This window comes from Pseudoxanthomonas sp. LH2527, assembly GCF_022539275.1.
GTDB lineage: Bacteria > Pseudomonadota > Gammaproteobacteria > Xanthomonadales > Xanthomonadaceae > Pseudoxanthomonas_A.
Genome location: NZ_JAKZBW010000014.1, coordinates 44726 through 58147 on the forward strand (window position 1 = coordinate 44726; position 13422 = coordinate 58147).

14 protein-coding genes and 1 tRNA gene are annotated in these 13422 nt (G+C 69.3%); 13 read left to right on the forward strand and 2 right to left on the reverse strand.

Features of this window, described 5'->3' with window-relative positions; genetic code table 11:
• Positions 1 to 64: 64 nt before the first annotated feature.
• From MMG85_RS09455 to MMG85_RS09465, 3 genes are read left to right on the forward strand one after another with little or no spacing between them, the layout of a single operon-like run.
• Positions 65 to 1777, forward strand: a complete 1713-nt coding sequence (locus tag MMG85_RS09455; protein ID WP_241045821.1) for a FimV/HubP family polar landmark protein — start codon at positions 65 to 67, stop codon at positions 1775 to 1777.
• 18 nt (positions 1778 to 1795) lie between these two features.
• Positions 1796 to 2599: a tRNA pseudouridine(38-40) synthase TruA gene (truA, locus tag MMG85_RS09460; protein ID WP_241045822.1), complete on the forward strand. Its 804-nt coding sequence runs from the start codon at positions 1796 to 1798 to the stop codon at positions 2597 to 2599.
• Between the two features lie 24 nt (positions 2600 to 2623).
• The gene (locus tag MMG85_RS09465) at positions 2624 to 3256 is read left to right on the forward strand and encodes a phosphoribosylanthranilate isomerase (protein ID WP_241045823.1); all 633 of its coding nucleotides are present in this window, start codon (positions 2624 to 2626) and stop codon (positions 3254 to 3256) included.
• A 1-nt stretch (position 3257) separates the two neighbouring features.
• Here the strand turns inward: MMG85_RS09465 and MMG85_RS09470 are convergent, their stop codons facing one another.
• Positions 3258 to 4142 (reverse strand): LysR family transcriptional regulator, encoded by an 885-nt coding sequence (locus MMG85_RS09470; protein WP_241045824.1) that lies wholly within the window; start codon positions 4140 to 4142, stop codon positions 3258 to 3260.
• 96 nt (positions 4143 to 4238) lie between these two features.
• Here MMG85_RS09470 and trpB point away from each other — a divergent pair, with 96 nt between their 5' ends.
• From trpB to MMG85_RS09495, 5 genes are all read left to right on the forward strand, one after another.
• Positions 4239 to 5450 carry a tryptophan synthase subunit beta gene (trpB, locus tag MMG85_RS09475; RefSeq protein WP_241045825.1) on the forward strand — a complete coding sequence of 404 codons (1212 nt, stop codon included), beginning with the start codon at positions 4239 to 4241 and terminating at the stop codon, positions 5448 to 5450.
• A gap of 148 nt (positions 5451 to 5598) precedes the next feature.
• Positions 5599 to 6396 carry a tryptophan synthase subunit alpha gene (gene trpA / locus MMG85_RS09480; RefSeq protein WP_241045826.1) on the forward strand — a complete coding sequence of 266 codons (798 nt, stop codon included), beginning with the start codon at positions 5599 to 5601 and terminating at the stop codon, positions 6394 to 6396.
• A gap of 87 nt (positions 6397 to 6483) precedes the next feature.
• Complete coding sequence (gene accD, locus MMG85_RS09485; protein ID WP_055943808.1) at positions 6484 to 7377, forward strand: acetyl-CoA carboxylase, carboxyltransferase subunit beta; 894 nt, start codon at positions 6484 to 6486, stop codon at positions 7375 to 7377.
• A complete protein-coding gene (gene glmM / locus MMG85_RS09490) occupies positions 7374 to 8723 on the forward strand; it encodes a phosphoglucosamine mutase (RefSeq protein ID WP_241045827.1) in 1350 nt (449 codons plus the stop codon). The genes accD and glmM overlap by 4 nt, the downstream gene beginning before the upstream one ends.
• Before the next feature lie 75 nt (positions 8724 to 8798).
• Entirely contained in the window at positions 8799 to 9737 is a 939-nt protein-coding gene (locus MMG85_RS09495; RefSeq protein WP_241045828.1) for a 2-oxoglutarate and iron-dependent oxygenase domain-containing protein, read from the forward strand.
• 137 nt (positions 9738 to 9874) lie between these two features.
• Here MMG85_RS09495 and MMG85_RS09500 read toward each other — a convergent pair whose 3' ends face one another.
• Positions 9875 to 10684, reverse strand: a complete 810-nt coding sequence (locus tag MMG85_RS09500) for an SDR family NAD(P)-dependent oxidoreductase (protein ID WP_241045829.1) — start codon at positions 10682 to 10684, stop codon at positions 9875 to 9877.
• A 109-nt stretch (positions 10685 to 10793) separates the two neighbouring features.
• Here MMG85_RS09500 and tpiA point away from each other — a divergent pair, with 109 nt between their 5' ends.
• From tpiA to MMG85_RS09525, 5 genes are all read left to right on the forward strand, one after another.
• Positions 10794 to 11552 (forward strand): triose-phosphate isomerase, encoded by a 759-nt coding sequence (gene tpiA, locus MMG85_RS09505; protein WP_241045830.1) that lies wholly within the window; start codon positions 10794 to 10796, stop codon positions 11550 to 11552.
• A gap of 59 nt (positions 11553 to 11611) precedes the next feature.
• On the forward strand, positions 11612 to 12058 hold the full coding sequence (secG, locus tag MMG85_RS09510) for a preprotein translocase subunit SecG (RefSeq protein WP_241045831.1): 447 nt from the start codon (positions 11612 to 11614) through the stop codon (positions 12056 to 12058).
• A 47-nt stretch (positions 12059 to 12105) separates the two neighbouring features.
• Positions 12106 to 12190, forward strand: a tRNA-Leu gene (locus MMG85_RS09515).
• 304 nt (positions 12191 to 12494) lie between these two features.
• A complete protein-coding gene (locus MMG85_RS09520) occupies positions 12495 to 12851 on the forward strand; it encodes an NADH-quinone oxidoreductase subunit A (RefSeq protein WP_055943822.1) in 357 nt (118 codons plus the stop codon).
• Positions 12842 to 13396 (forward strand): NADH-quinone oxidoreductase subunit B, encoded by a 555-nt coding sequence (locus MMG85_RS09525; RefSeq protein ID WP_055943825.1) that lies wholly within the window; start codon positions 12842 to 12844, stop codon positions 13394 to 13396. Before MMG85_RS09520 ends, MMG85_RS09525 begins: the two co-directional genes overlap by 10 nt.
• The last annotated feature ends 26 nt before the right edge of the window (positions 13397 to 13422 follow it).

Below are 13422 nucleotides of genomic sequence, written 5' to 3' on the forward strand. Positions count from 1 at the left end.
AAACTTGGGGAAGGCCGTGAAACCGAAGCAAAGACCTCGGGCGGCAAGACTCCACCTGGCCGGCATGATCGGGCTGGGGCTGGCGTTGCTGAGCAATGCCGCCCTCGCGCTGGGCCTGGGGGAGATCAGGGTCAAATCGCAACCCGGCCAGCCGCTGCTGGCCGAGATCCCGGTCATTTCCAGCGAGCCGGGCGAACTGGAACAGCTGCGCGCGCGCCTGGCGTCGCCGGTGACGTTCGAGCGCGTCGGCCTGCCGCGACCGGAGGGCCTGGTCAACGAACTCGATTTCGCCATCGCGCTGGACGACGCCGGCCGCCCGGTGGTGCGCGTCACCAGCCGCACGCCGGTGGACGTGGCGGCGGTGAATTTCCTGATCGAGGTGGACTGGGGCCAGGGCCGGCTGGTGCGCGAATATTCGGCGCTGGTCAGTGCGCCGGGCACGCTGGCCGCCGCCGGACAGCCGGTGATCGATGCGCCGGCCGCGGCGCCGACCGACATCATCGAGCGGCCGGTCGAACCGGTCGCCACCACCACGCCCACCGAGCCGGACCCGGCGCCGGAGCCGACACCGCAGGCCACGCCGGAAGCGCCCGCGCGTCCGGCCCCGCCGCCAGCGCCGGCCGTGGCCGCGACGCCGGCGTCTTCCATCGCGCCCGGCGATACGCTGGCGCCGGTGCGCCGTGGCCAGTCGCTGTCGCAGATCGCCGCGCCGCTGGCGCGCGAGCAGGGCTACACGCTGGACCAGGCCATGGTGGCGCTGCTGCGGGCCAATCCCGAAGCCTTCATCAATGGCAACGTCAATCTGCTGAAGCAGGGCGCGGTGCTGCGCGTGCCGGAGTCGGCGGAGGCGCAGACCATCCTGGAAAGCGAGGCTGCCGCGCTGGTGCGCAGCCAGATCGCCGAATGGCGCCGCGCGCGGGCGCCGATCCCGCAGCCGGCCGCCGTGGTCGAACCGGCGATGGCTCCGGCGCAGGCCGCCACGCCATCGCGTGCGCCGCCGGTGGCGGATGCGCGCCTGGAAATCGCACCCGCGGCCACGAGCACGACGGGTTCTGGAACGCAGTCCGGCGTCAGCGCCGGCGGTGAGGGCGAGATGTTGGCGAACGAACAGTTGCAGCAGTCGAAGGAAGACCTGGCCGCGCGCGAGGCCGAGGTGCAGGAACTGCGCTCGCAGGTCGCGGACCTGGAAAAGCTCAAGGCGCAGCAGGAGAAGCTGCTGGCCATGAAGGACAGCGACCTGGCCGCCGCCCAGCAGCGGCTGGCGCAGGGCAATGGCAGCGACGGCAGCGTGCCGGTATGGGCGTGGGCGGGCTTCGGCCTGCTGTTCGTCGGCGCGCTGGCCTGGGGATTCGCGCAGCGCCGCCAGCGCGTGTCGCCGTCGCCGGTGCCGCGGAACCCCGTGTTCGATGGCGCATCGCCGGGCAGCCGGGCCGCCGAACTGGCCGCCGGCATGCCGGCGGCGCCGGCCGCCGCACCGGAACCGGTCTCCAGTCCGGTACTGGAGCCGGTCGTCATCGTCCCCGCCGCCGCACCGCCGCGGCCGGCCCGCAAGCCGACGCCAGCGCAGGGTCCCACCTGGCATGCCGGCGGCAGCGCACCGGTTGCCCCGGTGGCGACGGCCCCGGCACCGGCCGGTCGCGACCGCCTGGAACTGGCGGTGGCCTATCTCGACCTGGGCGATGTGGCGACCGCCCGCGACCTGTTGAACGAAGTCGCCGCCGGCAACGACGCCGTCGCCCGCGACGAAGCCCTGCAACTGCTGCGCGACATCGGCTGACAGGCACGGAGCGATGCAGTGACGCGCTATGCGCTGGGCGTCGAATACGACGGCAGCGGATTCCAGGGCTGGCAGCGGCTCAGCAAGTCCGGCACGCCGGACGACACCACTACGGTGCAGGCAGCACTCGAAGGCGCGCTGTCGTCGGTGGCCGATGCGCAGGTCGACACCATCTGCGCGGGCCGCACCGACGCCGGTGTGCACGCGCAATGCCAGGTCGTGCATTTCGACAGCGATGCCGCACGCACGCCGCGCAGCTGGCTGCTCGGTGCGACCGCGCGATTGCCGCCCGCCGTCTGCGTGCGCTGGTGCCAGCCTGTCTCGGACGATTTCAATGCGCGCTTCTCCGCGCGGGCACGCCGCTACCGCTACACGCTGGTGAACCGGATCGCACGCCCGGCGCTGGAACGGCATTACCTCAGCTGGGAGCGGCTGCCGCTGGACGCCGACGCCATGCATCGCGCCGCCCAGCACCTGTTGGGCGAGAACGACTTCAGCGCCTTCCGCACCGTGCATTGCCAGGCACCGCATGCGATGCGCAACCTGCATGCGATCTCCGTCACCCGGCAGGGCGAGCGCGTCATCGTGGAGGTGCAGGCGAACGCCTTCCTCCACCACATGGTCCGCAACATCGTCGGATCGCTGCTGCTGGTGGGTCGGGGCGAGCAGCCCGAGACCTGGATGGCCGAACTGCTGGCGGGGCGCGACCGTACCGTGGCCGGACCGACCGCGCCGCCGGACGGCCTGGTCTTCGTCAGTCCGCTGTATCCGGCCGAGTGGAACCTGCCGTCGGAAGTCACCCTGCCGGCCGCCACCGGCTGAGGGTCGCCGGGTTACCCTTCCGCCATGCATACGCGCATCAAGTTCTGTGGCCTGACCCGTGCCGAGGATGTCCGCCTGGCGGTGGAACTGGGCGTCGATTACCTCGGCCTGGTCTTCGCGCCGCACAGTCCGCGCCGGCTGCTGCTCGGGCAGGCGCGCATGCTGCGCGACCTGGTGCCGGAGGAGATCGCCGTGGTCGCGCTGGTGATGGACAACCCGCGCAGCGATATCGAGCACATCGTCGAGTCGCTGCAGCCGGATCTGCTGCAGTTCCACGGTGGCGAGGACGACGCCCTGGCCACGTCCTTCGGCCGCCCGTACTGGAAGGCGATCGCCATGGGCGGGCAGGACGAGAGCGTGTTCGCCCACCTGTCGGCCTATCCCGGCGCGAGCGGCTTCCTGTTCGACGGCCATGCGGCGGGCGAGCAGGGGGGCAGCGGGCAGCGCTTCGACTGGCGGCGCATGCCGACCTCCACCGACAGGCCGTTCCTGCTGGCGGGCGGGCTGTCGCCGGCGAATGTCGGCCTTGCCTTGCGCACGGCGCGGCCGTGGGGCGTGGATGTCTCCAGCGGCATCGAGGCCGGTCCCGGCATCAAGGACGCGGAGAAGATGCGGCGCTTCGTCGATGCGGTGCGCGAGGCGGACGTCCGCGCCTGAGTCAGGCCAGCGTGGTGCGCAGCCAGGCCGCCAGTGCGGCGATGCGCGGGTCCTGGTTGCCGCGCACGGCGCAGAGCGCCCATTCGCCGCCGGTGTCGACGAAACCCCACGGCGCCAGCAAACGTCCACTGTCCAGGTCGGCCTGCACCAGTTCCTGCGGGGCGATGGCCACGCCCAGCCCGGCGACGGCGGCTTCCAGCAGATAGGTCAGGTGGTCGAAGGTGGCGCCGGTCCGCAGGGTGCCGGCATCCAGTCCCTGCGCGGCGAACCAGCGCGGCCACGCCTGCGGTCGCGATGTCGTATGCAGCACGGCTTCGCCCGCGAGTGCGCGGGCCGGCGCGTCCTGCAGTCGCGCGGCGTGCGCGTAGCGCGGACTGAGCACCGGACCGATCCGTTCCGGGGCCAGCGTGTGCACCTCCCAGCCGACCGGCCACGGCGCCTCGCCCAGCAGCAGGGCGGCGTCCAACCCGGTCAGGGCGGCGTCGAAGCCGCTTTCCTGCGCCGAGAGGTGCAGCTTCAGCTGGGGCAGGTCGGTGGCCAGCGGCGCCAGCCGGGGAATCACCCAGCGCGCCAGCAGGCTGCCGGGGCAGCCCAGCACGAGGGCCGACGGGTGCCGCTCGCGCTGCAGCGCCGCCCAGCCCGACTGCAGGGTGGAAAACGCATCGCCGGCCACATCGCGCAGGCGCACGCCGTCGGCGGTGAGCGCCAGCCCGCGGCCTTCACGGACGAACAGGGGGCGGCCGAGGGCGTCTTCCAGGCTGCGCACGTGCCGGCTGACCGCGCCGTGGGTGACGTGCAGCTCGGCAGCGGCACGGCTGACACTACCCAGGCGGGCCGCCGCCTCGAAGGCACGCAGGGCGTTGAGCGGGGGCAGGGGGCGCGACATGCCGTCAGTTTAAGTCACGGATCAGTGAGATTTCATTGATTTAACGAAGACAACCTGTGCGCTAGAGTGACGGCTCGTTCCCGCAACCCGATGCCCATGACCGCGCCCGCCGACTATCACGCCTACCCCGACGCCCGCGGCCATTTCGGCCAGCACGGCGGCCGCTTCGTCGCCGAGACCCTGATCGGGCCGCTGCAGGAATTGGCCACGGCCTACGACACCGCCCGGGTCGATCCGGCCTTCATCGCCGCCTTCGACAAGGACCTCAAGCACTACGTCGGCCGGCCCAGCCCGATCTACCACGCCGAGCGGCTGAGCCGTGAGGTCGGCGGCGCGCAGATCCTGCTCAAGCGCGAGGACCTGAACCACACCGGTGCGCACAAGATCAACAACACCATCGGCCAGGCGCTGCTGGCCAGCCGGATGGGCAAGAAGCGGATCATCGCCGAGACCGGCGCCGGCCAGCACGGCGTGGCCAGCGCCACCGTTGCCACCCGGCTGGGGCTGGAGTGCGTGGTGTACATGGGCGCCACCGACATTGAGCGGCAGAAGATCAACGTCTACCGCATGAAGCTGCTCGGCGCGACGGTGGTACCGGTCACCAGCGGCTCGGCCACGCTGAAGGACGCCCTGAACGAAGCCATGCGCGACTGGGTGACCAACGTGCACGACACCTTCTACATCATCGGCACGGTTGCCGGCCCCGACCCGTATCCGCGCATGGTCCGCGACTTCAATGCCGTGGTCGGCCGCGAGGCGAGGGCGCAGATGCTGGCCGACTACGGCCGCCTGCCGGATGCGATCACCGCCTGCGTCGGTGGCGGCAGCAACGCGATCGGCCTGTTCCACGCCTTCCTCAACGATCCCGGCGTGCGCATCGTCGGCGCCGAGGCGGCGGGCGACGGCATCGAGACCGGTCGCCATGCCTCGTCGCTGTCGGCTGGCCGCATCGGCGTGCTGCACGGCAACCGCACCTACGTCATCTGCGACGACGACGGGCAGATCATCGAAACGCATTCCATCTCCGCTGGTCTGGATTACCCGGGCGTCGGGCCGGAGCACGCCTTCCTGAAGGACAGCGGTCGTGCCGAGTACGTCGGCGTGACCGACGAGGAAGCACTGGCGGCGTTCCACCGCCTGACGCGCACCGAGGGCATCCTGCCGGCGCTGGAATCCAGCCACGCCGTCGCCCAGGCGATCAAGCTGGCGCGCGAGCTGCCGAAGGACCAGCTGGTGCTGTGCAACCTGTCCGGCCGCGGCGACAAGGACGTGCATACCATCGCGGCGCGGGAAGGCATTTCGCTGTGACGCTTTGCTGCCTCCCTTTCAGGGGGAGGGTCGGGGAGGGGATGGTGTCCCTTTCCGTGACCGGGAGGGTTGATCCTCCAACACCATCCCCACCCAACCCTCCCCTTGAAGGGGAGGGCTCAAGAGCTCGATCTCCTGGAAGTTTCCGATGAGTCGTTTCGAACAGAAATTCGCTGAACTGAAGTCCGCAGGCCGCAAGGCGCTGGTGCCGTTCATCACCGCCGGCGATCCGTCGCTGGAATCCACCGTGCCGGTGATGCATGCGCTGGTCGCCGCCGGGGCGGACGTCATCGAGCTGGGCGTGCCGTTCTCCGATCCGATGGCCGATGGCCCCGTCATCCAGCGCAGTTCGGAGCGCGCCCTGGCGCGGGGTGCCGGCCTGCGCTACGTGCTGGAGGCGGTCGAGGTGTTCCGCCAGCAGGACGACGGCACGCCGATCGTGTTGATGGGCTACCTGAACCCGGTGGAGATCCACGGCGCCGAGCGCTTCGTCCGCGAGGCGGTCGCCGCCGGCGTGGACGGCGTGCTGCTGGTCGACCTGCCGCCCGAGGAAGCCGAACAGACGCGCGCGGTCTTCAACCGCGAAGGACTGGCCCTGATCGCGCTGGCCTCGCCGACCACGTCGCCCGAGCGCCTGCGGATGCTGTGCGAAACCGCGCAGGGCTACCTGTACTACGTCAGCTTCGCCGGCGTGACCGGCGCGTCCGACCGGCTGGATACCGCCGCGGCGGGCGAACGGCTCAAGCAGTTGCGGGCGAACTCGCGCGTGCCCGTGGTGGCAGGCTTCGGCATCAAGGATGCCGCCAGCGCGGCCGCGATGGCGACCGATGCCGATGGCGTGGTGGTCGGCAGCGCGCTGGTGGCGGCACTGGCCGACGCCGGCGGCGATGCCCCGGCGCACGCATCGGCCTTCCTGGCGCCGCTGCGGGCGGCACTGGACGGCTGAACCACCGTACGGCTGTGCATGGACGACTGAGCTAAACTGCCGCGCTAATCCATGAGGCCCCGCCAGGGGCAGGCAGCAAGACCACGCATGAGCTGGCTCAGCAAACTGATGCCGTCGGGCATCCGCACCGAGGGCAACGCGGGCAAGAGCAAACGCAGCGTCCCCGAGGGCCTGTGGGAAAAATGCGACCGCTGCGGCGCGGTGCTGTACCGGCCGGAGCTTGAGGAAAACCTGGAGGTCTGCCCGAAGTGCAGCTTCCACATGCCGATCCGCGCGCGCGCGCGCCTGGCGGCGCTGTTCGACCCGGGCAGCACCCGCGAGATCGGCGCGGCGCTCGGCCCGACCGACGTGCTGAAGTTCAAGGACCAGAAGAAGTACGCCGACCGCATCAAGGCCGCGCAGAAGAGCACCGGCGAACGCGATGCGCTGATCACGCTGCAGGGCACGCTGAAGGGCCGCGACCTGGTCGCCAGCTCCTTCGATTTCGCCTACATGGGCGGCTCGATGGGCTCGGTGGTGGGCGAGCGCTTCTCGCTTGGCGCCGAGAAGGCGCTGGAGATCGGTTCGCCGTTCGTGTGCTTCTCCGCCAGCGGCGGTGCGCGCATGCAGGAAAGCCTGTTCTCGCTGATGCAGATGGCCAAGACCTCGGCCGCGCTCGGTCGCCTGCGCGAGGCCGGCCTGCCGTACATCTCGGTGATGACGCATCCCACCACCGGCGGCGTCTCGGCCAGCTTCGCGATGCTGGGCGACATCAACCTGGCCGAGCCGGAAGCGCTGATCGGTTTCGCCGGCCCGCGGGTGATCGAGCAGACCGTGCGCGAGACGCTGCCGGAAGGCTTCCAGCGCTCGGAGTTCCTGGTGGCCCATGGCGCCATCGACCAGATCTGCGACCGCCGCGAACTGCGTGACCGGCTGGCCGACCTGCTGGCGTTGATGATGCGACAGCCGAAGCCGCAGGACAGCGAACTGGTGAGCGCATGAGTCGCAAGTACTTTGGTACCGACGGCATCCGCGGTCGCGTTGGCGCCGGCCCGATTTCGGCCGACTTCGTGCTGCGGCTGGGCAACGCGCTGGGTCGCGTGCTGTGCGAAAAGGCCGGTGATGCCAGGCCGGTGGTGGTGATCGGCAAGGACACGCGCATTTCCGGCTACATGTTCGAGGCCGCGCTGGAAGCCGGCCTGGTCGCCGCCGGCGCCGACGTGCAGCTGATGGGGCCGATGCCGACGCCGGCCGTGGCCTTCCTGACCCGCACGCTGGGCGCCGACGCCGGCATCGTGATCAGTGCCTCGCACAACCCGCACTACGACAACGGCATCAAGTTCTTCTCCGCCGAAGGCGAAAAGCTGGACGACGCCACCGAGGCAGCCATCGAAGCCGCGCTGGATGCACCGTTCTTCACCGCCGAGTCCGAAAAGCTCGGCAAGGCGATCCGCACGCGCGACGCGGTGGGCCGCTACATGGAATTCTGCAAGGCCAGCGTGCCGCGCCGCTTCGACCTCAAGGGGCTGAAGCTGGTGCTGGACTGCGCCCACGGCGCGACGTACCACATCGCACCGCTGCTGTTCCGCGAACTGGGTGCCGAGGTGATCACCATCGGTGTGGAGCCGAACGGCATCAACATCAACGATGGCGTGGGTTCCATGCACATCGACAGCCTGGCCGCGAAGGTCCGCGAAACCGGCGCGCACCTGGGCATCGCCTTCGATGGCGACGGCGACCGCGTGCTGATGGCGGACGGGCAGGGCACGCCGGTGGACGGCGACGAGCTGATCTATCTGCTCGCCCGCGACTGGCAGGCGAGCGGGCGGCTGCGCGGCCCGGTGGTCGGCACGCTGATGACCAACTACGGCCTGGAGCGCGCGCTGGGCAAGCTCGAGATCCCGTTCGTCCGCACCAAGGTCGGCGACCGCTACGTGCACCAGGCGCTGGTGGAAGGCAATGCGGTGCTCGGCGGCGAAGCCTCCGGCCACCTGCTGTGCCTGGACCGCACGACCACCGGCGACGCCATCATCGCGGCGCTGCAGGTGCTGGAGGCGCTGAAGCGCCGCAAGCTGTCGCTGCGTGAAGCGCTGGACGGCCTGACCATGCTGCCGCAGAAGACCATCAACGTGAAGCTGGCCAACGGCGCCAGGCCGACCGAAGCGGCCAGCGTGCAGGCCGCGCTGGTGCAGGCGCAGGCCGCGGTGTCCGGGCGCGGTCGCGCGTTCCTGCGACCGTCCGGTACCGAGCCGGTGGTGCGCGTGACCGTCGAAGCCGACGACGACGCGCTGGTGAAGGACACGCTGGAAACGCTGGCCGAGGCCGTGCGCGCCGCTGCCGCAGCGTGACCCGTATCGATGAATGTCCGGCGCGGTGACGGTGCCATCACCTCCCGCGCCTTTCCCCCTGTTGGAGCTGATCGCATGAGTGCCCGTATCCCCACGCTGGACATCACCCGTTTCGATACCGACCGCGAGGCCTTCGTGGCCGAACTCGGCGCGGCCTATCGCGAATGGGGTTTCGCCGGCATCCGCAACCACGGCATCCCGCAGGCGCAGATCGATGCGGCGTACGGCGTCTTCAAGCATTTCTTCGCGCTGCCCGACGAGGTGAAGCAGCAATACCACGTGCCCGGCAGTGGCGGTGCGCGCGGCTATACGCCGTTCGGCGTGGAAACCGCCAAGGACTCCAAGCACTTCGACCTGAAGGAGTTCTGGCACATCGGTCGCGAGATCGCGGACGACTCGAAGTACCGCGACGTGATGCCGCCGAATCTGTGGCCGGACGAAGTGCCGGGCTTCCGTGAGCACGGCTATGGCCTCTACCAGGCGCTGGACCAGCTCGGCTCGCGCGTACTGTCGGCGCTGGCGCTGCACATCGGTCTGCCGGAAACCTATTTCGCCGACAAGACCGATTCCGGCAACTCGATCCTGCGCCCGATCCACTATCCGCCGATCACCGCCGACGACATCCCCAACGTGCGCGCCGGTGCGCACGAGGACATCAACCTGATCACACTGCTGGTCGGTGCCAGCGCCGCGGGTCTGGAAGTGAAGTCGAAGCAGGGCGAGTGGGTGCCGTTCACGTCCGACGCCGACACCATCGTGGTCAACATCGGCGACATGCTGCAGCGCCTGACCAACCACGTGTACCCGTCCACCACCCATCGCGTGACCAACCCGCCGGGCGAACAGGCGCGCCAGCCGCGCTACTCGGTGCCGTTCTTCCTGCACCCGAACCCGGACTTCCTGATCGACGTGCTGCCGTCCACGGTCACGCCCGACAACCCCAAGCGCTATGCCGAACCGATCACGGCCCAGGGTTATCTGGAAGAGCGGCTGCGCGAGATCAAGCTGAAATAGCCGGGATTCGGGATCCGGGATTGGGGATTCGCAAGAGCAGGGGCCGAAGGCCTACGTGCCCGTGCTTTTGCCTTTGCTTTCACGAATCCCGAATCCCGAATCCCGAATCACCAATCCCGTCGCGACGCGTACGGCCGCTACAACGGCCGTACGCGTCGCGAATTCTTCGCCATCAACCCCATGGCCACGCGATGCGGCAGCAGTTTCACGATGCTGTGCAGCAGGCGATAACGCCAGCCGGGTACGACCAGCACCGCGCCGCGTTCGTTGCCCTCGATGCCGGCGCGTGCCACGTCCGCGGCCTGCAGCCACATCGTCGGCGAGACCCGCATCCGCGAACGGGTGCCGGTGACGTCGTGGAACTCGGAGTAGGTGAATCCCGGGCATAGCGCGGTGGCATGCACGCCGCGGTCGGCGTTTTCCAGCGCCATCGCCTCGCTGAACTTGACCAGGAAGCTCTTCACCGGCGCATACAGTGTCTGCCCTTCGGCGGCCGGCATCAGCGCGGCGAACGAGGCGACGTTGAGGATCCGGCCCTGTCCGGATGCGCGCAGGGTGGGCAGCAGGCGCCACGTCAGTTCGGACACGGCCGTCACCATCACCTGCAGGAACGCGGCATGCGCGGTCCAGTCGTTGCTGCGGTAGCGTCCCGGCATGCCGTAGCCGGCATTGTTGACGAGGATGCGGATCTGCACGCCACGCCGTTCCAGTTCGGCCACCAGCGCTGCGGGCGCGGCCGGATCGGCCAGGTCCGCGGTCACGATTTCCACCGGCACCTGCGCGCGCAGTTCCGTCGCCAGTGCCTCAAGGCGATCCCGTCGGCGCGCGGTGAGCACCAGCGGCACGCCGCGCTGCGCGTACTCGCGGGCGATCTGCTCGCCGATGCCGCTGGAGGCGCCGGTGACCAGGGCATGGCCGGAGGGAACAGCGGGGGAGGTATCGGGCATGGCAGAGCCTGGGCACGGGGTGGATTGCCGGCACGATAGCGCGGCCGGTAGGTGCGCCGTCCAACATCGGCTAGACTGCGCGGCCCCGGACTGGACAGGAATTGGTCTTATGCGTCGCAAGCTCGTGGCCGGCAACTGGAAGCTCCATGGCACCCGTGGTTTCGCGACCGCGCTGATGGACGAACTGGTCGCGGGCCTGCCGCTGGACGGCGTGGACCTGCTGATCCTGCCCCCGCTGCCCTACCTGGGCGAACTGATCGAGGACTACGGCGACCGTGGCGTGGCCTTCGGCGCGCAGGACGTCAGCAGCAACGAGAAGGGCGCCTACACCGGCGAAGTCTGCGCGGCGATGCTCGTGGACGTGGGCGCGCGCTACGGCCTGGTCGGGCACTCCGAGCGCCGCCAGTACCACAATGAAAGCAGCGAATTCGTGGCGAAAAAGTTCCTGGCCGCCAAGCACGCCGGCCTCATCCCCGTGCTGTGCGTGGGCGAAACCGAGCAGCAGCGCAAGGACGGCCAGACCGAGTTCCGCATCCAGAAGCAGCTCGACGCCGTGTTCGACCTGGCGGGCCCGAAGGCGTTCGAGGGCGCGGTCATCGCCTACGAGCCGGTCTGGGCCATCGGCACCGGCCTGACCGCCACGCCGGCCCAGGCGCAGGCGGTGCACGCGTTCATTCGTGGCGAAGTCGCCGCGCGCGATGCTAGAATCGCCGGCTCGCTGCCCCTCCTGTATGGCGGCAGCGTGAAGCCCGACAACGCCGCGGAACTGTTCTCGCAGCCCGATGTCGATGGAGGGCTGGTGGGCGGCGCTTCCCTGGTCGCCCGGGATTTCCTGGCCATCGCGCAGGCGGCGGCCGGTCGGGGGTGACCCCCGGCACGACCGGTCCATCGGGGCCGGGCGACTCAACCGGTTGAGACTGATTCCAAATGTGGATGTTGATCCTGAATGTGGTGTACGTGCTGGTGGCCATCGCCATCATCGCGTTGGTGCTGATGCAGCGCGGTTCGGGCGCCCAGGCGGGCTCCGGCTTCGGTGGCGGCGCATCCGGCACGGTGTTCGGCGCGCGCGGTGCGTCCAACTTCCTGTCCAAGAGCACCAAGTGGCTGGCCATCGCGTTCTTCGGCATCAGCCTGTTCATGGCGTGGTACGCGACGCACAGTGCGCGCCCGACCACCGAGCAGAACTTGGGCGTGATGTCGCAGCTGCCGGCGGCGCCGGCCGCACCGGCGGGCGAACTGCCCAAGCCGTCGACCGTGCCGAGTTCGCCGATCCAGCCGGCACCGGCTGCGCCGGCCGGCACGGTCCCGGCGGCACCGCAGGAAACGGCGCCGGCAACGGAAACACCGCCGGTGACGCCGCCGCAGGGCGGCTGAGGCCGGCTACAATGGCGGCGCGCGCAACGCGTCGCACAGGTTTCAATGCCCAGGTGGCGGAATTGGTAGACGCACTACCTTGAGGTGGTAGCGGCGAAAGTCGTAGGGGTTCGAGTCCCCTCTTGGGCACCAACAAGGCGGGTCGGCGGCAACGTCGTCCCGCATCGAAAGAACCCGCCTTCCGGCGGGTTTTTTCTTTTGCCGATGGCGGCGACAAGCGCCGGTAATCGTTTACTAGAGAGTTCACAAACCGTTACAATCCCGCCGATTCATCGGGCGCCCGGTACGTGTTGCGGAAGGGCTCCCGCAGAAGGTGGGCCCGATGGTTGCATCGACGGGCCGTCCGCGGCGCAGGCCTCGGGCGGGCGCTGCGAGCCCCCATTCATGCCGTGCCGTGTCGTGCGCGCCGGCGGATAGGACAAGACGAGACAAGCGAGTGCTGGCCAATTACCTGCCCACCCTGTTGTTCCTGATCGTCGCCACCGGCATCGGCATCGCGCTGATGGTCGCCGGTCGCTTCCTCGGTCCGCGTCGTCCCGACGCCCAGAAGCTGTCCCCGTACGAGTGCGGCTTCGAGGCCTTCGAGGACGCGCGCATGAAGTTCGACGTGCGCTATTACCTGATCGCCATCCAGTTCATCGTGTTCGATCTGGAAATCATCTTCATCGTTCCGTGGACGCTGGTGTTCCAGGAGCTGGGTCCGCGTGCGCTGGTCACGATGGGCCTGTTCGTGGGCATGCTCTTCCTCGGCTTTATTTACGTTTGGAAGAAGGGAGCGCTCGAATGGGAGTGATCCAGACCGTCGACCGTCTGATGAACAACCCGATCCCGGAAGGGCGGGTGGACGACATCCTGCGCCCCGAAGGCGACAACCCGCTGCTGGAAAAGGGCTACGTCACCACCAGCGTGGATGCGCTGATGAACTGGGCGCGCACCGGCTCGATGTGGCCGATGACGTTCGGCCTGGCCTGCTGTGCGGTGGAAATGATGCACGCCGGTACCTCGCGCCTGGACCTGGACCGTTACGGCGTGGTGTTCCGCCCGTCGCCGCGCCAGTCCGACGTAATGATTGTGGCCGGCACGCTGGTCAACAAGATGGCGCCCGCGCTGCGCAAGGTCTACGACCAGATGCCCGAGCCGAAGTGGGTCATCTCGATGGGCAGCTGCGCCAATGGCGGCGGTTACTACCACTACTCGTACTCCGTCGTGCGCGGCTGCGACCGCGTGGTGCCGGTGGACGTGTACGTGCCCGGTTGTCCGCCCACGGCCGAGGCCCTGGTGTACGGCATCCTGCAGTTGCAGAAGAAGATCTGGCGTACGCAGACCATCGCGCGCTGATTCCTGTTGTTCCCCGACATCCCCCT